This window comes from Paenibacillus sp. FSL L8-0708, assembly GCF_038009325.1.
Taxonomy (GTDB): Bacteria; Bacillota; Bacilli; order Paenibacillales; family Paenibacillaceae; genus Paenibacillus_AQ; species Paenibacillus_AQ odorifer.
In genome coordinates, this window is record NZ_JBBPBC010000001.1 from 1,105,222 (window position 1) to 1,129,825 (window position 24,604).

Consider the following 24,604-nt stretch of genomic DNA (forward strand, 5'->3'; position numbering starts at 1 on the left):
TCACGGTATACATCATCCTTATATTTCTTTGAGAAACGGTTGGTTGTCATCAATAAGGATGTTTGCTTTATATTGGTTCATCTTAGCTTTCAGGTCTATTGGACCTCCGGGTCCCAGCGATATTTAGCTTCACGAATGTCAGCTACCCTGAGGTCTAAGCCGTTCCAAGGTTCATGGGGATTCGCAGCAATGAGTTTGGACAACCGCATAAAACGGTCCTTGGGCAGATCTTGCACGTATCGGCCAATCATATTGGAGTAGAGCAGGGCATAACGCTTCATTCTTACCGCCGCTCCTGCAACGCTCGTAAGGATGGTTAAGCCGTTAGCCATCTGGCGAATCTCCACTTCATAGTTCTTCACGTAGCGTAGTGTGCGATCCTTAATGAGATCAGGACGGACTTTAGCGATCTCGCCGATATATTCGGCTAGCAGTGGTTCGAAGTCTTTTAGAAGAAGCTGCTCCAGTTCTAGATCCATATCCTTGCGGAGTAAAAATCCATGCAGCAAAGCCACTCGCTGCCGCGCGATCCGGTCGCCGCGAAGCAGGATGGAGAGCTCGCGCAGCTTCTCATAGGCAAGAACATCATCCTCACGGAGTACGGAGACAGCTTCCTGACGGTTGACCTCCAACCCTTCCTTGATGATGCCGATCCCACGACCAAGCAGCTCATTGAGAGAACGAAGATTCTCGTTCTGCCTTACTTTTCGCTGCGTATAGTACAATAGTCCAGCAAGCACAAGACCCCCGGCACCACACAATATCATTTGTTGGATGCTATTTCCAAAATAGACAGAGGCTAGTGTGAGCAGTAAGATGAATAGTAGGCGGGTATGCATCTTCCGTCTGGCTAGTGATGCTGCGTGCTGCTCTACAGCAATAAGTGAGGCTCTGCCACATTTGCTACAGCGGTCTTCGCCAAGAGCGGTATACCGCCCGCAGTGGCGACAGATTCGCAGCTTGTCATAAGCGTAACGCGGGGCCTTGAAAGGCCGGAAGGTAACGGGTCTTTTCTTATTCACGGCCTTTATCGCCTCCGTTCAAAGCGGCTAGCAGTCGATCGTTAATATCATCACGTGTCAGTGGTTTGCGCTGATGTGCGGCATAAATGGAAATCTGAATTACGGCAATTAGGAACGTAATCCCAAGAATGACGTATGAAATCATGGAACAATCCTTTCTCATGGACGCTCTGCAGTCCAGATGGCTTTTAGAATGATAATCTTCTATGCATCAATGCACTGGGTCCGGCGGTCCTAAAGTTGAAGTTTACAAGGTTTAATTATATCATAATGGCATGCTATTTACAGATTTTAGCGATAGTGCTGAACCTGTCATATGTGCCTAATATAACACAAGAGGAGCCCTATTTATGCTTCGTAAATATCAAAGTATTAGAACAAACAAGACTCTCTTTCTACGTATCTTTCCGGCATTGCTCCTGGCTCTTTGTCTAGCTGCCTCGCCTTTTGCAGCTGTTAAGGCCTATGCGGCAACGTCGGCGCAATCTCACATTGACGCTGTGCTTCTTATTGATGTCAGCAACTCCATGAAGACTAGTGACAAGAACAAAATCGCCAACGAAGCGATGAAAATGTTCATAGATATGTTATCCACCCAAGGTGATAAAGTAGGTATTGTTGCCTATACCGACAAGGTGCAACGGGAAAAGGCCCTGCTGCAAATTAGCTCGGAGAGCGATAAGCAGGATTTGAAGGATTTTATTGATGGTTTGGACCGAGGAGCTTACACCGATATCGCTATTGGCGTAGAGGAAGCTGTAAAGGTTCTGCAGAATGGAAGTGACCCTTCCCATGAGCCTATCATTGTAATGCTCGCTGACGGCAATAACGATTTCAATAAAGCGACAGGCCGGACGCAAAGTGAATCAGATAAAGAGCTGACGGCGGCCGTAGAGGTTGCCAAAAAAAATGGCTATCCCATCTATACTATTGGACTAAATGCAGATGGCAAGCTGAATAAACAAAGCCTCGCCAACCTGTCCAGTGAGACGGGTGGTAAAGCATTTTCGACGGACTCAGCAGATGATCTGCCGCAAATCCTGAGTGAGATTTTTGCCAGCCATTTGAAGCTGAAGGTAGTGCCTGTGCAGTCGATTACTGCAAATGGCGATTATCAGGATGTGACCGTCAACGTGCCTAACGGCAGTGTTTTGGAAGCCAATATCTCAATTATGTCTTCACAGCCTGTGACAGCGAAATTAACGGACCCGTCAGGGAAAGAAGTTACGATCCCCTCAAACAATGTCCTGCTGTCCAAGTCTTCTACTTATAGCTTGATTAAGCTACTGTCACCGCAGGAAGGAGATTGGAAACTTCAGGTTAAAGGTGTGCCAAAGGATAAGATTGATATTAATCTAGTCTTTAACTATGACCTGGAGCTTAAGATCGATGCGTTGCCATCAGCAACCTATAAAAAGGGTGATAAAATCGACATCACCTCCCATCTGTTCAGCAACGGTACTCAGGTAACACTCAGTAATTTGTATCAAGATATGAAGGCGGTACTGCTTGCTACAGATATTGATACAGGTGATGTGCAAGAAATCGAACTGGATAACTCCGGAGCTGTCTTCAAGGGTACATTTGAGGTAAAAGAAAGCCATAACTACGAGTTGAAGGTACGGGCAGAGGAAAGCAGCTTTTATCGGGAAAGTGCACCTATCCAGATCAGCGCGAAGACAGGCGGAGCAGCAACAACAGCACCTTCTACAGGGACTGGCAACGAAGAACCCCTGAAGGAAGCCTCATCCAAAACCCTGTATTACATTATAGGGGGCATTCTTTTAGTGCTGGCAGCGGGTGCAGCATGGTATGTGCTGAATAAGAAATCGGCACGTGGTTTTGTTGGACAGCTGGTAGTAGAGGTTAAAGACAGCAATACGGGTGAGAAGACCTACCCACAATATAAGAAGCTTGCAGGCTTCAAGGGCAAGTTCAGCCTTCATCAGCTGCTGCAATTGGCGCCTGAACTGAAGGAGAGCGAAACTGTTATTTTCACACCGTCTAAGAATGACCGATTGCTGTTACGCAGCGGAGAAGGTGTTACTGTGGAGAGATCCGGACGTGCTGCGGATGCTTCGCGTGGTCTTGAACTGAAGAGTGGGGACCGCGTTTCAGTATCTCTACAGACGGTAGATAAGACGATTTATCTGGAATATTTAGTATAGTAGGCAATGGCAATGTATGCCGCAGAAACAGTTTTGCTGCAAGATATCTGAAGTACAGCTTCCGCAAAACTTTTAGGAGGATAAGCATATGAAACCAGTAGTAAGAGAGCATATACAGCAGTTGGATGTATCACTAGGCGGCGGGATTGTCAGCGATAAAATCAGGGTGGATACGATTGATAATCCGATCCTGATCATTGGACTAGGCGGCACGGGCATTGATGCCCTGCTGCGTCTTAAATATCAGATTAACCGCCGCTTTAAACTGCCGGAGGATCCTATATCCAAGAAGAAACGGGACAAGCCGGATAATGTAGAATTTCTAGCTTTTGAGACGAATGAACAGGATCGCGGAAAAAAATACAAAGGCATTGGGCTGGACCCGCAAAATGAATTTGTACTCCTGGCGAATGCGGAAATCGGCGGACTGCTACAGAACCGTAGTATCCTCGATTCGTACATTACGGATTGGCTGTCACCTGAGCTGAGTATCACAGATGGTATGAATGGTGCTGCTGGTGTGCGGCAGGCTGGACGTCTGCTTTTGTTCACCAAGATTAATCAGGTTGTAGGCGCGATTGATAAGAAGATCAAGACGTTATCCGTAGGCACTAACAAAAAGCTGATGGTCTTTCTGCTGACAGGTCTGTCGGGCGGTACAGGCAGTGGGGCTTTCTTGGATATTGCCTATATCGTGCGCGGTATTATTGAACGTGACTATGGATCAGCCGGTATTGACCGTGTGAACACGCTGGGTTATCTCTTTACACCTGACGTGAACCTGTCTAATAAAAGTCTAAGCGAGCACACGCGTGAATATATTCGCAAGAACGGTTATGCAGCGCTAAAAGAGCTGGATTACTGGATGAATGTGGACAGTCGTGGTGAGCGGTTCCAGCAGCAATACGGTAATATTTTGACAGTAAATTCACCGCTGCCTCCATTTAATCTATGTCATTTGATCTCTGCAACGAATACCGAGGGTAAGCTGCTGGAGAATGCGTACGATTACTGTATGAACGTAACGGCGGAGAACATCACGAACTTTATGGCGAGTGAAGAAAAACAGTCTGGTGAAGAATTCGCCATCCATGATTATATCAGCAATATCCGCACCAACATTGCGCAGATGAACAAGACCTACCCAGCTAACTATGAATACAACATTATCGGTGCCTCGTCCGCTGTGCTTCCGATTGAGGAAATGACGACTTACCTGGCTTTCCGCTTGTTTGATAAAATGGAAAAAATGTTCCAGCAGGCGCCAGGTCAAGAGGATGTAGAAAAATTCGCACGTAAGCTTGGAATTGATCTCGACAGTATGATCAAGACGTTTGAATCCCGTGTGCCTGAGCCGTTGCCAGGCTACGAGAACAGCGAACGCTTGAGCCATGCCAATGTTGTTAAGAATCAAGTGGTAAGCATGGATACAGAGCTGGAGCAGAACTTCCTGGCTCGTGCCCGTGAAGAATATATCAAATCGAAAAAGCAGCTGCCTGGCGAAATTGTGGGACGTTTCAGTGAAGAGCTGGAGCGCATATTCCTGCATCCAGAGCAAGGACCGTTCTACGTTTCCCGCTTGCTGTATACCGAGAAGGGCTTCTGTATTTTGAAGCTGATTCAGTCTTATATTGAGGCTTTACGTGAAAGCTTGTTGCGTTTGCCACGTGATATTGAGACAGCGCAGGACAGTGCGGATGAGAAGCTGAGCGATGCCCGCAGTGCTTTTGTCTCCAAAGAGAAGAAGAAAAATGCCTATATTGAGGCTAAAATCAATGAGTATTGGCTGCACGCCGATGTAGAACGCACTGAGCAAATGATTCAATTTTACGAGGACTTATATGAGCTCTTAAACGATGAGAACAGCCGGATTTACGGTGTGTTTACAGAGATTCTTAGTGCGCTTAGCTCGATTTTTGCCAAGAACGGGGACATCCTTATCAATGGCGAAGAGCAGGCAGACTATAAAGGAAACAAAACTTATTATTGGAACATTGTGAACGTGCCGGATATTTCGGCGACCATCTCCAAGATTATGGATCAGAAGGACGGCGACGACCTGATTCGTGACTTCACCCGTGAAATGCTGAAGCATTCCGGACGTTGGGTCAAAGAGCAGGAGATTGATATCGTTCGCTCAATTTCGGAATTCCTTAGCGATAAGTTTGGGGATCTGATTACCCGTTCGATGGAGGATTTCCTTGTGATGAAATTCGGCCATGAAGAGCCGCTGGATAAATTCGTTGAGCGGATTATTGCCGGTAAATTGGACGAAGAGGCTGTGCCTACCTTCCACCTTAGCAATAGCTCAGGCAGCTTACATTTCCCATCATGGGGTTTCGTTTCCGTGCCTGTTAAAGCGCCGGGTATCCTAAAAGGGATTCGTAATTATCAGAATAATGCGCTTGGCAAATCGCAATTTACGATCAAGGAGAGCCAAGTGAAAAACCGTATTTTCTGGCTTAATACACGTAACGGTGTGCCACTTTTCGTATACACGCCGCTGCGGGTGTTTGAAGAAAACTATGAGCGGACCATTCTCGACAAGGAAGGGATCGGCCGCCATCTCGTGATGACGGATAAGAACAACTGGACGTATCTGCCTTCTCCGATTCCGGAAAAATCATGGGGCGACACTTACGTCAATTCTCGTGTACGTGATTATAACGCTAGAGTGCGTGCAGACTTTGCAAATGCGCTGGCAAGTGGAGTCATTATTGAAAAAGGTGTAGATGAGAACACAAGTAACAGATATTCTGTTGTGTTCACCAAACCTTTTGATCTGGACGCCATTTTGAACGGTTTCGATATGCAGCTGCAATCTACACGCCCAAATCTCGGTGAAGTGAAGAAGGCGGTTGATGAGCTGAAGAGCCTGCGTGAGAAGGGCTTGGAGCGGGAAGGCATTAAAGATATCTTTGGCAGCATCAACAAGGACATGGCGCAGGAGAATCTCATTCGTTCACCGCAGCTGATTTCACGTGTTCGTGTGGAGCTGGCTAAATATGCTGAACTGACTGCCAAAGCCGCTGAGCTTGAAGGTGTGCTTCATCAATATCTGGACGAAGATAAGTGGATGGATCAGTTCATTGAAGCTTTGTATACGGACAGCATTATCAAAAAAGGCGCACTCTACGTTTATGACCGTGATGAAGAAGAGGACGCTTGGGAGCCGTTTGCTAATTTGATGAAAGAGCGCAGCTATGTAGAGTATGCCGTGTATCGTCACTTCCGGGAGCTGGATGAGAAGAGCCGCAGCGTACTGCTGCGTAAGGCAGCACGTCGTGCAGGTGAAATGACTGCCGCTGAAGACGTTACCCCGCTGCTCTATAAGCTGGAAGGACTGTATGTATCATTCCTGGAAGCACGCGACAGCTTGGAGTACGAACGGGTAGAGTATGAGAGCGGCGATGAGATGTACGGATTCTACAAGAGCATGACTAGCAAGCTCGGCAGTATCCGCAGAAAGTTGAAATAGGCCTATGATCAAAACACAGGCATTATCTTATGGTGAACAATATGCGGTACAGGAAGAGGCACAGCGCAGCAAAGGGGATGGACGCAGCAGCATCCATTACCCTGCCCTGTTTCTGTTCGTAGGCGACAAGGTTGCTCCGGCCATCGGTCCGGTGCTGGATAGCTGCGAACGAAAATGGGATAACGCCGGCGGTGTTATGGCATTACATGCTGTGACAGGTGCGGCAAAAGAGGGAATAGACGGAAGTATAAGTGGATCTGTTGCGGGAGGAAAAGACCGGGTGCTGGCCATGGCCTTGCCGGAAACGGCAGGGTCAGATCCACGCACTGTGCGTCATGAACTTTACCGCAAGTTTCATGAGGATACACGTTATCTTGCTGAAATGAATAAAGTTATCCGGCGGCTGAGCAACAGTATAGCGGATTATGGACGTCTATATTCATCTTTTGACGTCATCCATCTCTCTATCATTACGCGGGTTGATGATCCGCTTAATGTATTGCTGCCGGAAATTACACTGCTGGCTCGTGCTGTACTCGGCCAGTCCTTTAAGTCCGTACAGACAGATCTCTACGCTCTGATCAATGAGCGGGAGCAAGGGGATAATTTTGGATATTCCAGCTCAGTAGGGCTGGCTTTTCTGCGTGAATTGGACAGAATGCAAGCTACGGACTATAAGTTTAATGCGCCGTTACTTGTGACGGAAGACGGTCTGTCGATTCCAGTTGCCCATGGTCCTTCCGCATTATTTGACCTTGTGTATCTGCTCTCCGATAAGAATGAGCGCGGTATGATGTCTGCACACGGTATGGATGACAACTACGAGATTATTTCTCATATTAGTCTGCTCAAAAATCGGGTCCGCCCGGCTTCTGATCAGGCTACTGGTCATGGCGGATATAACAATATGACCTTCAAAAGCGGCATCAGGGGCAGCACTGGAAGACAAGGCTACGCCTCTGCTGGCTTTTCCGGGGTAAGAAGACCTAATGTTCAAATTGCTTTGGCGGTGCTGTATCATGCGTTCCGGCGGCTTGTCTCCGATATGCGTGAGGGTAGTTCGTGGACTATACGTGAACGGCAGGCGTTGTTAGGGCTGGACCCTGACAGCTTGCGGGAACACGCGGTACACCTACTTCCGGAGAAAGACGGCCTGAATGAAATGACGGGGTTAATGAGTCACGGACGCCCTACCTATAATGAACTGAAGCAGCTGTCACTTCGTGAAGCTGAACGGCAGTTGTTCGGTGACGGGGGCGAAGCTTATTTCCGCAATAACTTTGTGGCAGAGTCAAACCGGAGAGTAGAGGGAATGAATCCATTACGCCAATGGCGCACTATGCTGGCGGCACAGGAAACATCTACGCCAGCGGTAAACTTTTATCAGCTTACGGAGTGGACGGCAGATCGTGATGAAGCCGGAAGTGTGCTCCATCTTTTACGTCAGCATATGGCAGGCTTACGTTCCGCGATTCTCTCCATGCAGGAGGAGCTTGAGGATCTTTACGCAGAAAGCGTGGAGCGCCAGCCGTTCCAGCGTGTGCCGCTTTTTGATAAAAGAACAGTACGTAACTTCATTCATTATTTATTCTCAGCCGTATATGGCAAAAAATATGAACTATTGGGCCTAGAAAGTGAGCTTGCCCTATGCAGTCGTTTGGAATCTGCACTTGAGCAGCTTCATATGGAAAGTATGGCTCGTGTGAAAGCTATGGAGACTTTGGAGGAAGAATTGCGTATTACTGTTATGGACAGCATTGGGCGAACAAACGAAACAACGGGTCAGAACGTAATGGAATACTACCGCGTAGTCACAGAAGAAGTGATGAAGGATATCGAAACCCGGCGTGGACCTGGAATATTCTTCAGTGAGAAGTACATGGGCAGTATCTCCAAGCTCTTAGAACAAGGGAAAGAAGCTGTGATTGAGCGTTTGATTGATATTTGCCGCCGGGAGCTGCTGACAGCAGAACCTTTTAATTTATCTTTTGAGGAAGAGCTTCTGCGGCGTGCAAATGTTGCGGCAGCCTATGAGAATCGTCAGGTTCTATCGAGGGAAGAGCTGTTCAAGCGCTTGTATCATAATTTGGAAGAGGGCGCGGCCATTAATGTTCGGCTATTCGAATACACGCAAGAGCATCGTCATGAGGAGAAATATTTCTTCGGAGACAGCTCATCAGAATTCCTACGCTACGCCTTTGGAGTGGATGAGACAACCCGGATTTACCGGTTAGGATTCGTGCATGAGCAGCGGAGGAGCGGAGTGGAGAAGCTAAACCTGATGGGCGGCTTTCATTTAGAAGACCTGCTCTATTATCGCAACGGTAAGGTCTATTATGAGACTTATGCTCAGAATGGCTATCAGCTCCATGGGCTGAGTGAAGATCAGCTTCCTGAGATGCGCTGATGGCGTAATAGATAGGTACCCTCACTTTAAGTCCCTTTATTGCCTTGGTGCAATAGAGTCATCGGATATAACTCTTAATTAGATTTCTGGGATAGGGACATTTCTCCTTATTTCCACTGCACACTATGCAATAGAATAGAAATAGATGTTTCTCCTATTCCATTCTATTGCACAAAGTGCAATTTGGGGGATGATAACACATCCGGGTAGCCCGTTTATCAGGCAGCATAACCCCCGGAATGTTTAAAGGATAAGAGTACAATTCAGATTTTACCCGGAAAGGAAGTATAACGATGCAGAGAAAAATCAATCTGCTGCTGCTCTTCTTCAGTCTGATCGGCGGCGGGGTCGCCTTTCTTTTTGGCGAATGGCTGCTAAGCTGGTATAACGATCTGCCTTCCATCCTGCTTGTGGGTATTTATTTTGCTATTGTGGCGCTGGGAGTCGGTGTAGGCTGCCTGCTTGCAGAGATGATCTCGCCACGACTGAACGGAGCTTCATGGAAGCAGCGCTATCTGGGGTTATCGTGGAAGCTGCTGCCTCTGATGATTGTACTTGCACTTGGTGTTGGAGCTTTAACGGAGTTTGTTTATGAGCTGAATTTTGGCGGAGCCAGACCAGTTAAGAATGTAGTAATGGCTATCGATGACTCAGGCAGTATGACACAGAGTGATCCCGATAATAGCCGGTATTCCGCAGCAAAAGCGTTAATTACAAAAATGGACACTGACAATAAGGTAGCCGTGGTGACCTTTAACAACGAAGCGGTAGTTGTCCAACCTTTAACGCCACTCTCAAATTCGGAGAATCGTGAGAAGGTGCTGACTGCAATCGATAATCTGCAGCCAACCGAAGGCGGCACGAATATTAGCGGTGCGGTCTCAGAGGCACTCAAGGAGATTGACAGTGACGGCAAAAAAGACCAAGGAGCCATGGTCATCTTGTTGTCTGACGGAGTGAGTAATTTCGATACCACAAGAGAGTTGCAGGCTTATGTAGAGCGCGGTATTGCCGTGAATACCATTGGTCTGGGCTTGAATGATCCAGCAGGCACTCAGCTGTTGCAGGATATTGCGAGAGTGACAGGCGGACACTATTATGATGTCAAGGATTCAGCCCTGCTGGGCGATGTGTTCCAGCAGATCTATGACCGTCTGGGAGATCGGACGCTGCTAACTGAGCGCAGTGATTCAACGGCAGACAGTCCTTATTATGCTGCGGTTCGTATTTTGTCACTGATGTTGATGGGAGCTGCGCTTGGATTAGGTCTGGGAATTATGTTTGATAACCGTCATTTGGCTAAAAGCTTTGGGATTGGCGGCGTAATATCAGGCTTGTTCGCAGGACTGATTCTGGAATTTGGACTTAGCGGTGACTCCTTTACAGATAGTCTTATTCGTCTTCTGGCTGTTCTTATATTAGCTGCTATTATTGCATTATTTACAGGCGTCATTCCGGTAGGAGAAGGACGTATTTATCGAAATAGAAGAAACAATAACGCAGCGCCTGCACCAGCATCGGATAACTTTCCGGGTCGGCGCAGAAGCCGGAACAGCAAAGGATTCTAGTGTAGCGGAAAGGGGTTTACAGTAATGAGGTACGCCGAGGTTAATGCTTCCGCTCCGGGAATAACGGATGTGACATCCCAAGTGGATGACCGATTCTGTACGCTGAGATGGCGCTGGCCGGACGGCGTGCAGGCGGTGTACATCCACAAAACCTCCGCAGAAGCGGCTGACATAGGAACCGGAGATGATCCGCCGGTCGGGATGAAGCTCTACACTCGTGAGGAATACAAATCTAACAATGGTTATCGTGATCGATTGGATAAGATCGGATTGATATCCTATACGATATTTGCTCGTCTTGCTGAGAACGGTGAGACTGCCCTGGTGAGGCAAAATGATGGTGTGAACCGGGTGATGGTCAGTGCAGGCAAAGCCCGGATCTATTATTCCATTCAACAAAAAAAAGCCTTATTCGGAAAACAAAAGACCGTACATATGGCGATTACGGCAGAAGTGCCCGTGGCACGGGATGTCCTCTGTTATGTCAAGAAACGTGGAGGGCATCCTGCAGGGAAAGAGGATGGTATTCTCTTTCCCTTCGTCCAGGATTTCGCTCCTGGACGCAATGTACTTCCGCCGATTGAAATCGGTAAGGATGATTTTGTACGCATCTTTTTCACCGATGGCAAGAAATATGGGCTTTATTACGAATTGGTACCGGAGTGAGACTGGGTCTACGCGTACAAGCGGGTAATGAGCAGTGCGTTCATAGCAAGTACGTAGATACAACTTTTGGGAGGATGAGTAGATGTCTTTTTTTAGCCGTTTTATGAAAAAGAATCAGCCGGAGCCGCGGCCGCTTTTTTACGATATAGTGTGCCCGTATTGCTTCACCAAGTTCTCTCCGGAGGATGTCGTCTTTCGGGCTATGCACAGCCGGGAGGACGATGAAAATTACGCATTGGGTGAGGATGACGCCTTGAACAAATACCGTGAGCGCTTTGGGCTTGATACGGTAGATGACATAGAAGCGATTATCAACCCGGCGGATATTCCGGAAGAATATCATCATTACACGGATCATGTGTTAACTGGGCTTACGGATCGTTACGGTGTGCTTACGCGCAGACGGCTTTGCCCGTCCTGCCATAATGAGCTGCCGGTGACTGCCGGGAAGGTGCCAAGTAACATCATCTCGATTATCGGGGCATCCCAAGTCGGGAAATCGGTGTATATGACCTCGCTGATCCACACATTGCAGCATACTACAGCAGGTCATTTTGATGCCGCTTGTATGCCGCTTAATGCAGAGATTAGCCGTAAGTTCCGTACATTGTATGAGGAACCGCTTTTTGAGCGTGGAGATCTGTTGGCTTCTACACAGAAGGAAAAAATGCAGGAGCCTTTTATCTTTCAATTTGTCTTTAAGGATGAAAATAAACCGCCACTGACACTTGTATTCTTTGATGTAGCAGGTGAGGGTATGGTGGATCAGGATTATCTTGGACTTCATGGTCAGCATATCAAGAACTCTGCGGGTATTTTGTTTATGGTCGATCCGCTGCAAATCCGATCTATCCGTGAAAAGATTCATATTAACATCGGTGACCGCCCGGGAGAATGGGTCTCACAATATGACGAGCCGCGCGATGTGGTGCTGACGATGTTCGGTGATTTTATTGCCTATCAGGAAAAGAGCAAAACAGACATTCCAACAGCGGTTGTGCTTGCCAAAAGTGATATGCTGCATTCACTGAAGGATGAGGATGGCGATTACATCAAGTCCAACAGCAATGTGTTCAATAACTATGTTCACCGCAAAACATTAAACATGGACGAATTTCATAATATCGACGGGGAAATTCGCAGATTTATTGGTAAGGTGGACAGACCCTTTAAAGATACAATGGATGTTTATTTCGCGAATACGGGTTATTTTGCAGTATCTGCGTTGGGCAGCAACCCTGTGAATCAAAAGATTGAGGGTGTAGTAAGCCCGATTCGTGTAGACGAGCCTTTTATTTGGCTGCTGCATAAGCTGAAGTATATTGAGGGGAGCGACGGCCCGTGAATGTTTTCTCAGGGTCAACAATCGCCCAACAGATGTACACCCGCGAACGTCGCGGAGTGTTTCGTTCCACAGAAGGCTTCGATACGGTAGCGAAATCAGATAGTCTAGACAATAATTTTGTGAAAAAAATCCTTCATCCCTTCTGCCTCTACGATGCTCCTGCGGAGTTAACCGCACGTGGAGAGAAGGATGAGGCTGCATATCCTGGTGCGCTGCACCTATTTCATGCTGAGAACGGGGATACAGTTATTGGGCTTAGTCGTTATCAAGCGGCCGATTTCACAGGCCAACGAAGCGCTTTTTTTGCACATAACTATGTAGTTCCTGCTTCACGTTCCGAAGAAATTGTGCAGAGCTATGGAGACTGGCTGCATGCTGATTTTGCAGAGCGTTATACGGGAGAGCTTGGTGGAACCTTGCCGGAGCTGCCCTCTATTCCAGTTGTTCGCACAGACCGCAGCCCTGATCCAATCGCAGGCTTACGCCTGTTAGGGATTGATGAAGGGATATTCAAGGCATTATTGCAAGCGGTGATGCTCTCTGTAGCAGGTAAGAAAAAAATCTACGTGGCTCTAAACGTACCTATCACCGAGTTGTCCGCGCGGGCGGTGGAGCTTACAGAAATTCTGTATAGCGTGCTGCCGTATGAATTCCGCCGTAGATTAGGCGTGATTACGTATGCGAATGAACCGCAAAGCCGTAAATATATACATCTTAGCTTTGTGGAAAAAGGTTCACTTCGTCCCGGTGATCGCAGTATTGAGAAGGATTATACCTTTGATTTGGCTTCCGGACGGATGGGGAATGTCGATTTTGGCGAGACCCGCCAGCCTTATGCTGATTTGGTGTGGAAGCTGTTACTGCTGAATCCAGGAGATATTAACGACTTCGTAAGCTTCGCCGATCAGATTCTGCGTGGAGAGAGTCCTGAGCACAAGCTAACCCTTTCTTTCTATAATGAGCTGGCTATATTTTATGAGATTGAGCAAGGGAACGAGCATTTATATACGGAAAACAAGAGTGCGGTGCTAAGTGGTTTGCTTTCTTACCTTAAACCAGACGGTGCAATTCATTCTAGAATCCGCTTGAATGATATTTTCCTAGAAAGATTTGACCGGGAATTTGATCTGATTCGGCAAAGAAATGTGCCAGATCCGGCGATTATGGAATGCTTTAAAGAGTATTTTGTACTTAAGGATCACAATTACAGGGTCAAAATCGTGGATTATTTCATCAATGGGATGCTTCATAGTGTGGAAGCGGGCCGCAAGGATATCTTGAGTGCTGCTTACGGGATCATTGAGAGTAATGATGAGTTAAGTGCAGCTTACTTCCAGCGCGTGATGTCTGAAACTTATTTCCGTAAGCAGCTGCTTGAGCCTTACATGGAATCAAGACTAGCTGCGGCGTCCAGATCTGCGGATATTCTGAGCTTTGTGCTCCATTGGGGGCGGTTCCTGCCAGTGGCGTTAGAGCAGTCTTTTGCTCAAAATGCTGTGAAGGATTATTTGCTAGAAAAGCTCCAGCTGGAGCATGATCCGGTGGCTTCTGTGGCGGAAATTCATGAAATTGTAGATAAGGCAGAAAAAGATCGCCGCAAAGGAACAGGAGTTGCTCCTAAGGCACTCTCCCTAATGCAGGATCTTGCTGCTTCAGCAGATAGATTCTTACTGAACCGCTTATCGCTTTCTGATATGACGCAGGAGGAGCTTCTGGAGGTAGTTTTTTTACGGTATGGTAATGTTGTCGATTGGCAGCCGCCACTGGATAGGATTAGCAAGCAGAAAGAGAATGCGCTGCGTGCCGCTTACCGCTGGTTTGGTGAAGAGAAGCCGAATGAGGAGATTTTTACAGGATTGTCTCCGCAGGAACTAGACGATGTGCAGCTACTGGGTCGTCGTTTGCTAAAAGAGGCGCGTGTTCTGGAACCCTTTGAACGGCTTCCGCTAGCCTTTTACTATACAACTCAGCGTGAAGGGGGTCCGCTGGATTACGATGCGCTTCTGGAGCTGTTAAAGCGTAAAGCCGGTTCCGACAAAGAAATCATCTATCGGTTTTTTGCTTGGTCGCAAGGCAATCCTTTATTTACGGTTTCGAATAAAAAGCTGCAACCGGGTTACCGTAAGGCGATTCTGAAGTATTTCCTGAGCAGTGATCGTGAAGCGTTCAAGAATCGGGAATTCCGAAAGAACTATGTCGCGGCAGCTCGGCCTGCTCTGCAAAATGTGTACAATGAAGCCCGCTCCCAACTGGCTTCCCCGCTGGCGCGCTGGATCAGCCGCAGCCGATTTCGACTCTTAATCTCCGGCTCCATTACGGGTATTCTGGTGATTATTGCAATTATCGTATTCAGTATGCTGCGTCCGGATGATACGAAGACGGCTCTGCCGGGGACAAGCCCTGAGCCGACCCCTGTTCAGAGTGCAGGCAATATGCTGCCTCCGGCTTCAGTATACTTGAAGGATCAGAGCGTCGAAGGAGATAAGGGGAGCAGCATATTGGTGTTCACCTTCGCAAGTGCAGATGACTGTGTGCAGTTTCAACCGACTGAGGTTAGTTTAATGTCTTCGTCTACAGAGATAGATAAAAGCTTTAAGGTCGCTGCTACAAATGGCACTTGTCCAGTGCCGTCAACGGATGGGACGGATGAGGGAAACACCGCTGACGAGTCAGATACCGCTGGCACTACTGGAGGAACAGCAGAAGGTGCAGATGCTACTAATTCTGTAGCTGATGCATCTCCGTCTCCTACGCCTTCCTCTGATACTGAGAACAGCACTGGGTTACCTTCCGCAACAGCTGTGACTGAAGGTGAACAACCTTCCTATCAGGTTGAGGTTACATTGGAGTCTGGAGCGACAATTCTAGAGAAAAGTATGATCAAAGCCGGAAGATTTACATTGATCGTAGATCCCGATCCTAATATTCCACCAGCTTCTGATTCAAGTGCTGAACCCTCCCGGACTGCAAGTCCGGATGGAACAGTCGAATAACAAGCTTTCTGAACAGCAATAACTACCGGAAGGTGGCGTATTGCTGTTCATTTTTTTGCTGCCCATACTAAGCTTTTCTATAGACATGCTATGTATTAATAGATATGATTATGGATGTCAAAATAAGATACTACATACTGGAAAAGGTGCAGACTAAATCAATCTAGTCGTCTGCTTAAAAGGGAAGTCCGGTGCAAGAGTCCGGCGCGGTCCCGCCACTGTATGTGCGGAGCGTTTCTTCTATAAGCCACTGCCCCGAAGGTAGGGTGGGAAGGTGAAGAACAGCGATGAAGCATTAGCCAGGAGACCTGCCTTTTTCGTGAGCGTTTCTATTCTTCGTGGGGTAAGAATGTGGAACATATACAGATGGACTGTTGGCAGGAAGCAAGCGCCGCAGCCTCAATTTGTAATCTTCCCTGACCGCCCTCCAAAGGGGCGGTCTTTATGTTATGCGTCTTATTCCCGGCAGTACCCATTCTTATACAGAAAGAGGTTAAACAATGAAGAAAATCATGTCTTCCAAGTTTGTAGCACTTGGGCTGGCCTTATTCATGGTCATTTCAATTCTAGGAACATCTCTTGCTCCGGCGGGACAAATATTTGCAGAAGCGGGCGCTGGCGCCGGTCTGGAGGCAACTGCCGCGGAGCGGATTAATGTTGCGGATGCGACTTATGCGGCTGCAGAATATCTCTTGAAAGGTGGCGTGCAATCGGATTGGCAAGCCATTGGATTAGCGCAAGCAGGGTACAAGCTGCCGGCTAGTTACCTTTCAGAGCTTGAGAAAAAAGTAAAGGATGCAGCTGGCGATTTCACCAATGTAACCGATTATGCTCGAATCGTGCTCGCAGTGAGAGCGATTGGTGCAGATCCTACTAGCTTTGCTGGTAACGGAACGACTCCTGGCTATAATCTGATTGAGAAAATTTATAATAATAGCAAGCTCAGTGAACAGACGCTTAATAATCCGGTATATGCTTTACTTGCGCTGGATTCTGGTAAATATAATATCCCAAGTGACGCGAAATGGACGGCGGATAAGCTCCTTACGGAGATTCTCTCCAAACAGAATCCGGATGGGGGCTTTGCACTAACCTCAGGTGCAAGTGAGCCTGATATGACAGCGATAACCTTGACGGCTCTGGCGGCACATAAAAATAATCCCGAAGCCTACTTAGCAGGGCTACAAGCCGTAGCTTGGTTATCTACAGCTCAAGATAGCCATGGGGGTTACGGTGACAGTGCTGAAAGTAGCGCACAAGCAATCCTTGGACTCACCTCCTTCGGAGTTGATCCTAGTGGATTAGAATACACCAAAAACAAAGTGGATCTAATGGAGAACCTGCTTAGCTATCGTCTAGCTGATGGTAGCTTCACCCATAGCCGTGGTGGAAGCAGTAATATTCTGGCGACAGAGCAAGGTCTTCAGGCGCTGGTTGCCTATAATTTGCTATATAAAGGAAGCAACAGTAAGCTATACGATTTTTCCAAATCCTCCATTCAGAGCTCACTCATCTACGCTCCAGTAACGATTGAGGGACCACAGGCCACGTTGGCACAAGGGTACGCCTATGCTGGCAACGCACTTGGAGCGTTAGAGAAGCTGGCGCTTCAAACGAACTTGCCGATCACAAATCCTTCGGGCAGTTATGTGACTGGCATCGGAAGTATTGCTGCTGGAAGCTTTGGTGGTTATGACGGATGGATGTATGTTGTATCACGTGACGGAAAATGGATTAATCCCGATGTAGGCATGAGTGATTTTGTACTTAAAGATTCAGATCAGGTACTGGTTTATTATGCCGGAGATGACACTAAGCTTGTGGATTCCGTTACGCTTTCCAAAGCAAATCTTAAAGAGGGCGATTCCTTTACCGTCACTGTAACTAGTAAGACGTGGAAATGGGACGCTGCTACGAACACTTCCTCTCCTGTAACTGCAAAAGCTGCGGGTGTTCAGGTCCAAATTGGAGCTCAGACGGTAACGACGAATGCTAAAGGTGAGGCCGTATTCTCAGGAAATATGCCCGCAGGTGACTATACACTGACTGTAACTGGCTACCGTGAAGGCAAAGCCCCAACGATTGCTAAATATACAAAAGCTCTAAAAGTGATTTCTAAGAATGTAACAGCTTCGCTAACCGTTGAAGGCCCGGAAGGGTTGATTAGTGAGGGGACTTTGAAAGCCTCCAATGCCCTTGAAGCGTTGCAACAACTAGGGTCTACCGATGATTTTAAAGTAGATATCACCAAATCGTCTTATGGCAACTTTGTATCAGGTATCCATGGAGTTTCGCAAGGTACTTACGACGGATGGTGGAGCTTCGTGGTATCACGCGGCGGGGAGTGGATATATCCAAGTGTGGGTATGGATGCGTTCGAACTACAGGAATCCGATCGTGTGCTTGTCTATTATGCAGGAGAAAATACACAGGTTGTAGATGCTGTGGTGCTTACCCCATCACAGCCAAAAGCTAATGAAGCTTTTACTGTAAAGGTTTCACAGAAAAAGTGGGTGTGGGATCAGGAAAGCTTCACTTCTGATCCGGTTACCTCACCAGCTGCAGGTGTGCAGGTTTCGATTGGTGATAAGAAGGTAATCACGAATGAACAAGGTGTGGCTGTTGTTGATGGGGGTCTCCCAGCAAATAGCTATACAATAACTGTTACCGGTTATGCTAAAGATAGCGTACCGAGCGTAGCGCGTTATACTCAGTCTCTGACTGTCGGATCGTCTGTTATTGCTCCAGCAAAAGCTACCGCTACCCTCTCAGTGATTGGAGATAGCCGGAGAGGAACCATCCTAGCCAGTACAACAGTAGCTCTAAAAGAGGGCGAAACGGCTTATAGCTTACTAGTCAGTCAATTAGGGACTAAGGTAGTATCATCCGGCAACGCTGGAAGCATCTACGTGAAATCTATTGACGGGTTGGCTGAATTTGATGGAGGCCCAAGCAGCGGATGGAAGTATAAAACGAACCGGGATGCGGATCCAAGCATCAGTGCAGACAGTTATATTTTGCAGAACGGTGATACTTTGTACTGGTACTATACCTCTGGAGAATAAGGAAGAGGAAGTTTGATTAGGCGGGCACACATGGATTCGGAGTAATAGCGGATCGGGTGCCCGCCCTTTTTTATTTGAGGAAAGTCGTTTTATGACAATATATACTTTTATTCGACACAATATTTTAAAAATCATCAAACTCTTAGCCCTTCCGACCGATAAAAATAGATAGATCATAAGATAATGTGAAGGCGGAGTGTAGATGAAAAATTTGAAAGTGAAATACAAAATAGGGCTGCTTTTGGTATTCGCAGTAATTATGGTGAATGCTGTAGGGGGCATAGGCATCATCACAATGAACAAAATGGCCGAAAAGACAAATGAGACATATAATGAAAATTTATTGCCTGTTTCTTACGTAGGGCAGATGCGTACGAATAATCGGGCTATTGAATCCTATCTTTTGGAGCGTTTGATTAGCGTTGATGCCAGCAAAAACAAAGAACTTTCTGAGAGTATCCAAGTGAAGGTTCAAGATAATAATGAACTTATGAACAAGGTGAAAGCGATTCAGTATAATGATCCTGCTATTGTAAGTAAAATCAAAGAGTATGAGTCCTTTTTGCCAGATTATCGTGCACAGCGGGATAACATTATAAAGATTGCTGATAGTAATCATAATCAAGAGGCCTATAAAGTATTTTCAGGCGAATTTAACGAATCCCGTGAAAAAATGATCAACCTGCTTAAAGGAATTAGTGATTCTTTGCTTAAAGATGCTGATGAACACAATTCAGGTTCCATGGCAACCGCTAAAAGCATGCGTGTAAACAATACCATAATGATTACTTTCGCTTGGGTGATTTGTATCTTGATTAGTATTGCAATCATTCGCCTGATAACAAAACCGCTTAAAGAACTGCAAGGACTAATGAAGCGGGCAGAAGATGGAGATTTGACCGTGGTAGCAACGTACACCGCCAAGGATGAGATCGGCCAAATTAACAGTTCATTTAACAATATGCTGCAGGGCTTGCGGAAGATGATGCAAGGGATTGCAGAGAGTGCAGAACTGCTGTCAGCTTCATCGGAAGAGATGAGCGCTAGTGCTGAGCAGACCTCATTGGCTTCACAAATGATCGCTGTATCTTCTGGAGAGATTGCCGCGGGTTTTGATGAGCAGACAGAGAGCATTAACAGTACAACACGTTCCATAAAAGCAATGACCAATGATATTGCAGCCGTAGAGGGCAGCAGCTATGAAATGTCGGATCTAATGGGAGTAGTTTCCGGTTCATCGGATCGTGGAGTAGAGGCTGTAGACCAAATCATTGTGCAGATGAAGGAAATTGACCTCAGTGTAACTCAGAGTCAGGAGATTGTTTCTAATCTGGGGACATTGTCACAAGAGATTAATACAATTATTACAACGATTAACGGTATTGCTACACAGACGAATCTGCTTGCGCTCAATGCTTCTATAGAAGCAGCACGGGCTGGTGAGCATGGACGGGGATTTGCTGTAGTTGCTGGAGAAATTCGTAATCTGGCGGAAGCAACTAGAAATAGTTCTTTGCGGGTTACAGATATTATTACACATATCCAAAAGCAAACCGAAAGCGCAGTAGAATCCATGGCTTTGGGTACTGAGCTAGTCACCAATGGCGTAGTTCAAAGTCATCTGGTATCTCAAGCTTTTCATGAGATTCAGACTTCCATTAAAGAAGCTACCTTACAGACAGCGGAGATTAGAGAAGCGGTTGCTCATGTGGCCATGGAATCCCAAGGTGTCGCAGCAGCTATGGAACAGGTCAACGTTATATCTAGTAAAGGTGCAGAAGGTGTTCAGGACACAAGTGCAGCGAGTCAGGAGCAACTATCCGCAATGGAGGAAATGTCGGCTTCAGCTCAGTATTTAGCGGTGCTCGCAGAAGATCTGCAAAAGACATTGTCCAGCTTCAAACTATAGACTTCATAATAATATTAAAACAGCAGAGCAGCGGTTCTCCAGTAACGGAGATCGCTGCTCTGCTGTTTGTGGTTTTAGCAGATTGGGAGCAAGTGCGAGCCAGCTGATCTCAGTAGGTCAAGGGGGAGGGATGTAAGCTGGTCTCAGTAGGTCAGGGGGGAGAGATGTAAGTTGGTTTCAGTAGGTTGCCGGGTAAACATATGCTATGTGACCTCCAGCGACACTAGAGTCAAGACGGAGGCGTGGAAACAATAAAAACCTTGGGGATGCTCGGTATGCTCGTACTCCGGAACCTGTACCCCGTACCCCGTACCCCGTACCCCGTACCCCGTACCCCGTACCCCGTACCCCGTACCCCGTACCCCGTACCCCGTACCCCGTACCCCTAGTGTTCCCGGCTGATCTCTAGTTTTTCAAACACACTGTCTACTTGATATTCCCCAGTTTAAGGTCATCTGGGTCCGATGCGTGGAGTCATACTCATCCTCATATGCTATCGGACTCAGTAGCCGCTATTTGCCCATTTATCGCCTTTGTAGCGAAGTTTCGGACTCCAGTGCAACTATTGGTGTGGAAAACACTGATAACGGGTGTTTTTTGCACCAATAGCGGCTATGAGGTCCGATAGCATCTGAAATATAGCTAAATCCAGCAATTAAGGTCTTCTGAGTCCGATAGCGTGGGCTCATACTCATCCCCATATGCTATCGGACTCAGTAGCCGCTATTTCCATATTTATCGCCATTGGAGCAAAGTTTCGGACACCAGTGCAGCTATTGGTGTGGAAAACGCTGATAACGGGTGTTTTTTGCATCAATAGCGGCTATGTGGTCCGATAGCACCCGAAACAGAGGCAAATCCAGCAATTAAGGTCATCTGGGTCCGATACCGTGGGCTCATACTCATCCCCACTGGTTTGGCGGACACAGCAGACGCCATTCGCTCATTTATCGGCTTTGGAGTGGAGTTTCGGACACAGCCGCCGCCGTTTGTACATTTATTGGCTTTGGAGTGGAGTTTAGGACTCAGTAGCCGCTATTTCCATATTTATCGCCATTGGAGCGAAGTTTCGGACACCAGTGCAGCTATTGGTGTGGAAAATACTGATAACGGGTGGTTTTTGCACCAATAGCGGCTATGTGGTCCGAAAGCACCCGAAACAGAGGCAAATCCAGCAATTAAGGTCATCTGGGTCCGATAGAAAAACTCGGGAGCATGAATGTGGTTGGATTAAACAAAAATTAGTGTTTAGTTCAAGACCAAAAAAAGAGGGAATCCCAACAGCTAGTTCACAGCTGTTGGGATTCCCTCTTGATTTTTTCAAAAAAACTCAGCGTGTATCCTTCCAGAAATTCAGAGGTTTCAGATCTGAGCTAATGACGTGGAATGTATAGCCTTCTTTTTTCAATGACTCTAAGATACGCGGAAGTACTTTAAGTGTAGCTTTTTGATCATGCATCAGAATCACTGGATTGGTCTGCGATTTCTGCAGCTTATGAACCTGATTCATAACCGAATTATAGATCGTTGTACTAGCATCCTTGTATTTCCAATCCTCTGAGTCCACGTTCCAATCCCACAGATGATAACCTTGAGCCAAGACTTTATCTCTAAAGGCCTTTGTGAAATAAGGCTTGCTTCCATAAGGAGGACGAATCAGTGTAGTGCTTTGACCTGTAATCTTTTTCAAAATGGCGTTATCGTTATCCATCTCTCCCAGCGCAGCCGCAGGTGAAGCATAAAACTTCTCTTTCCGGTGCGTCATTCCATGCAATGCGAGACCATGTCCTTCATTCGCAATCCGTTTCACTTGCGCAGTATGCTGGTTCATATTCGGTCCGATCATGAAAAAAGTTGCCTTCGCATCATATTTTGCCAAAATATCAAGCAATGTAGAAGTTGTAGCCGTTGGCCCATCATCAAAGGTGAGGTATACGGTCTTACCTTGCTTCCCAACAGTTGGCGTAGAAGTTCCAGGAGTTGCGGTTGGCTTCAATTCCTTTTTAAACTTACTTACAAATGTTGCATCATCTAATGTAGCCGAGCCATCTTTTACACGCAATAAATATTGATCTGCTTTAAAGGAAATTCCAAAACCAAGATAAGAGGTCAATTTCAGTGGAACCATTGTTTTTCCGTTTTTCAAAAATGTACTCATGGATATGGTCTTTCCATCGCCTAGAGTAGCTGTTGCATGATCATTCAGCAGTTTGATTGATCTGTTCTGACCTGTAACTTTTATCCCATCGCTCACTCCAGTTAGCGTTAACTTAAGTTCCTGTGATAGATCACGTAGAGGAACGTAATAGGTATCTTTTACCGAAACTGCTTCAATAGTTGTTAACTTATCGTTCACACCTAACCTAAGGGAGCCTGCACCTGCTGCATTCACTGAATCTATCGCTCGTATTGATCCGGAACCAATGAATAATACGATTAATAATAGCCATACTTTCTTTAAAGACATCGTCAAAAATCTCCTATCTATGTATATTTGTCTATTACCTTATCATACATTGATAGAATGAAATTTGAGAGATTGTAACCCCCAGCAGAATAATTTGTTACCTTTTAGAAGTTAACTGTGATTTCAACCACAATCATAAAAAGCACGCGACTCCAGCTAAATACTGGCGCATCAACAAAAAATGGTTAAAATCACCCTGTTTTGCGCAGAATAGATGTGTCTAAATTAGCAACTTTAGTAAACTATTGAACAAAGTTTGAACGGAATTTTTCAACCCATAAACAGCGCCGTTACAGTGATCTTTATCATACTATTAGAAACTTGTAACAAATTGATCACACATATTTAACTTGTTCGCCATTATTAAGGTCTTTTTTAGGCTAAATGGAAAAATAAGTCTTTTGCTTTCTTCCCCATAAATTCTTACTATATATTAAGGTTAATGTTGAGGGTTAATAAAAGAAGTATTGAAGGAAGGAGCTTAAGCATGAACAAAAAGGGACCGTTATACGCTTTATTTCTCAGCCTAATTTTACTCTTGCCAGGATGCAGTTCAATCGCTGTTCTGAATCCGAAGGGGCCGGCTGCAAGAACTTTATCTGACACGATCATTCTCTCCATTGTTATGATGCTCGGCGTTCTGGCAGTTGTCTACATCTTATATGTCTTTGTGCTTTTGAAATACCGTGCTAAAAAAAGCAACGAAGATTATATTCCTCCTCACGAGGAAGGAAACAAATGGCTGGAGGCTATCTGGATTACCATTCCGATTATTATCGTGGCATTCCTCTCCGTAGTCACCGTCAAAACAACAGTAGATGTAGAAAATGTTGCAGCGGATTATAAAGATCAGAAACCGCTTGTAATTTATGCTTCCTCCTCTAACTGGAAATGGCATTTCAGCTACCCAGAAGAAGGTATCGAAACAGTAAACTACGTTAACATTCCAGTTCACCGCGCTGTAGAGTTCAGATTGTATTCTTTCGGTACGATCTCAAGTCTTTGGATCCCACAATTGGGAGGACAAAAATACGCGATGAGCGACATGATCACAACCTTGCATCTTTCAGCTGATACTGTAGGTTCTTATGTCGGAAGAAATGCGAACTTTAATGGTAAGGGTTTTGCCCACATGGAGTTTGAAACACTTGCGATGACAGATAAGGACTATCAGGAATGGGTGAAAGACGTTAAAGAAACGGCGGGTCCACTGACGGAAGATGAATTTAAAGGTCTTTTGGAAATGGAACATGTCGGACGTAAAACGTATACGAATACTCACTTATCCTTTAGCCCGCCTCCGGGAAGCCATGGTGACCATATGAGTAATGGTGGCACTGAAATGGATACGGATAACGGAAGTATGGAGCATCAGGATAATAAAGAAATTCACCCGACTCCAGCACCATCCAGCGAGACGGAATTCAACACCGAGCCTAATCCAGAACTGGATGAGCCGACACCTAGTTCTCCATTAGAAGAGAGCACAACACATGACGGACACTAGTCAATGTTA

General features: G+C 46.3%; 13 protein-coding genes and 1 riboswitch. Of the genes, 10 read left to right on the forward strand and 3 right to left on the reverse strand.

All coding sequences use genetic code 11. The features are described from left to right. Positions 1-95: 95 nt before the first annotated feature. Positions 96-1,022 carry a hypothetical protein gene (locus tag NYE58_RS04955; RefSeq protein WP_036680808.1) on the reverse strand — a complete coding sequence of 309 codons (927 nt, stop codon included), beginning with the start codon at positions 1,020-1,022 and terminating at the stop codon, positions 96-98. Beyond that, on the reverse strand, positions 1,015-1,167 hold the full coding sequence (locus NYE58_RS04960) for a hypothetical protein (protein WP_155986556.1): 153 nt from the start codon (positions 1,165-1,167) through the stop codon (positions 1,015-1,017). The genes NYE58_RS04955 and NYE58_RS04960 overlap by 8 nt, the downstream gene beginning before the upstream one ends. 205 nt (positions 1,168-1,372) lie before the next feature. Between NYE58_RS04960 and NYE58_RS04965 the strand changes: the two genes are divergently transcribed. The 9 genes from NYE58_RS04965 (at position 1,373) to NYE58_RS05005 (ending at position 20,621) form a co-directional block, all read left to right on the forward strand. Then, positions 1,373-3,190, forward strand: a complete 1,818-nt coding sequence (locus tag NYE58_RS04965; protein ID WP_341001227.1) for a vWA domain-containing protein — start codon at positions 1,373-1,375, stop codon at positions 3,188-3,190. An 88-nt stretch (positions 3,191-3,278) separates the two neighbouring features. After that, positions 3,279-6,668, forward strand: a complete 3,390-nt coding sequence (locus tag NYE58_RS04970; RefSeq protein ID WP_076219740.1) for a tubulin-like doman-containing protein — start codon at positions 3,279-3,281, stop codon at positions 6,666-6,668. A gap of 4 nt (positions 6,669-6,672) precedes the next feature. Beyond that, positions 6,673-9,075 (forward strand): transcription initiation factor TFIID, encoded by a 2,403-nt coding sequence (locus NYE58_RS04975; RefSeq protein WP_081387491.1) that lies wholly within the window; start codon positions 6,673-6,675, stop codon positions 9,073-9,075. 293 nt (positions 9,076-9,368) lie between these two features. Beyond that, positions 9,369-10,643: a vWA domain-containing protein gene (locus NYE58_RS04980; RefSeq protein ID WP_076129588.1), complete on the forward strand. Its 1,275-nt coding sequence runs from the start codon at positions 9,369-9,371 to the stop codon at positions 10,641-10,643. Positions 10,644-10,667: 24 nt separating this feature from the next. After that, the gene (locus NYE58_RS04985; RefSeq protein ID WP_341001228.1) at positions 10,668-11,309 is read left to right on the forward strand and encodes a beta-mannanase; all 642 of its coding nucleotides are present in this window, start codon (positions 10,668-10,670) and stop codon (positions 11,307-11,309) included. Between the two features lie 82 nt (positions 11,310-11,391). Further along, on the forward strand, positions 11,392-12,654 hold the full coding sequence (locus tag NYE58_RS04990) for a hypothetical protein (protein WP_076129587.1): 1,263 nt from the start codon (positions 11,392-11,394) through the stop codon (positions 12,652-12,654). Continuing rightward, positions 12,651-15,647, forward strand: coding sequence for a GAP1-N2 domain-containing protein (locus NYE58_RS04995; protein ID WP_341001230.1), 2,997 nt, complete (start codon positions 12,651-12,653; stop codon positions 15,645-15,647). The genes NYE58_RS04990 and NYE58_RS04995 overlap by 4 nt, the downstream gene beginning before the upstream one ends. Before the next feature lie 127 nt (positions 15,648-15,774). Then, positions 15,775-15,977: riboswitch (cobalamin riboswitch) on the forward strand. A gap of 170 nt (positions 15,978-16,147) precedes the next feature. Next, entirely contained in the window at positions 16,148-18,712 is a 2,565-nt protein-coding gene (locus NYE58_RS05000) for a DUF4430 domain-containing protein (RefSeq protein ID WP_341001231.1), read from the forward strand. Between the two features lie 202 nt (positions 18,713-18,914). After that, positions 18,915-20,621, forward strand: coding sequence for a methyl-accepting chemotaxis protein (locus NYE58_RS05005; protein WP_076276826.1), 1,707 nt, complete (start codon positions 18,915-18,917; stop codon positions 20,619-20,621). 1,330 nt (positions 20,622-21,951) lie between these two features. On the opposite strand, the gene NYE58_RS05010 is transcribed toward NYE58_RS05005, so the two are convergent. Beyond that, the gene (locus tag NYE58_RS05010) at positions 21,952-23,088 is read right to left on the reverse strand and encodes a polysaccharide deacetylase (RefSeq protein ID WP_076129583.1); all 1,137 of its coding nucleotides are present in this window, start codon (positions 23,086-23,088) and stop codon (positions 21,952-21,954) included. Positions 23,089-23,575: 487 nt separating this feature from the next. On the opposite strand from NYE58_RS05010, the gene qoxA reads away from it, so the two are divergent. Next, the gene (gene qoxA, locus NYE58_RS05015) at positions 23,576-24,595 is read left to right on the forward strand and encodes a cytochrome aa3 quinol oxidase subunit II (protein WP_036680822.1); all 1,020 of its coding nucleotides are present in this window, start codon (positions 23,576-23,578) and stop codon (positions 24,593-24,595) included. Positions 24,596-24,604: the final 9 nt, after the last annotated feature.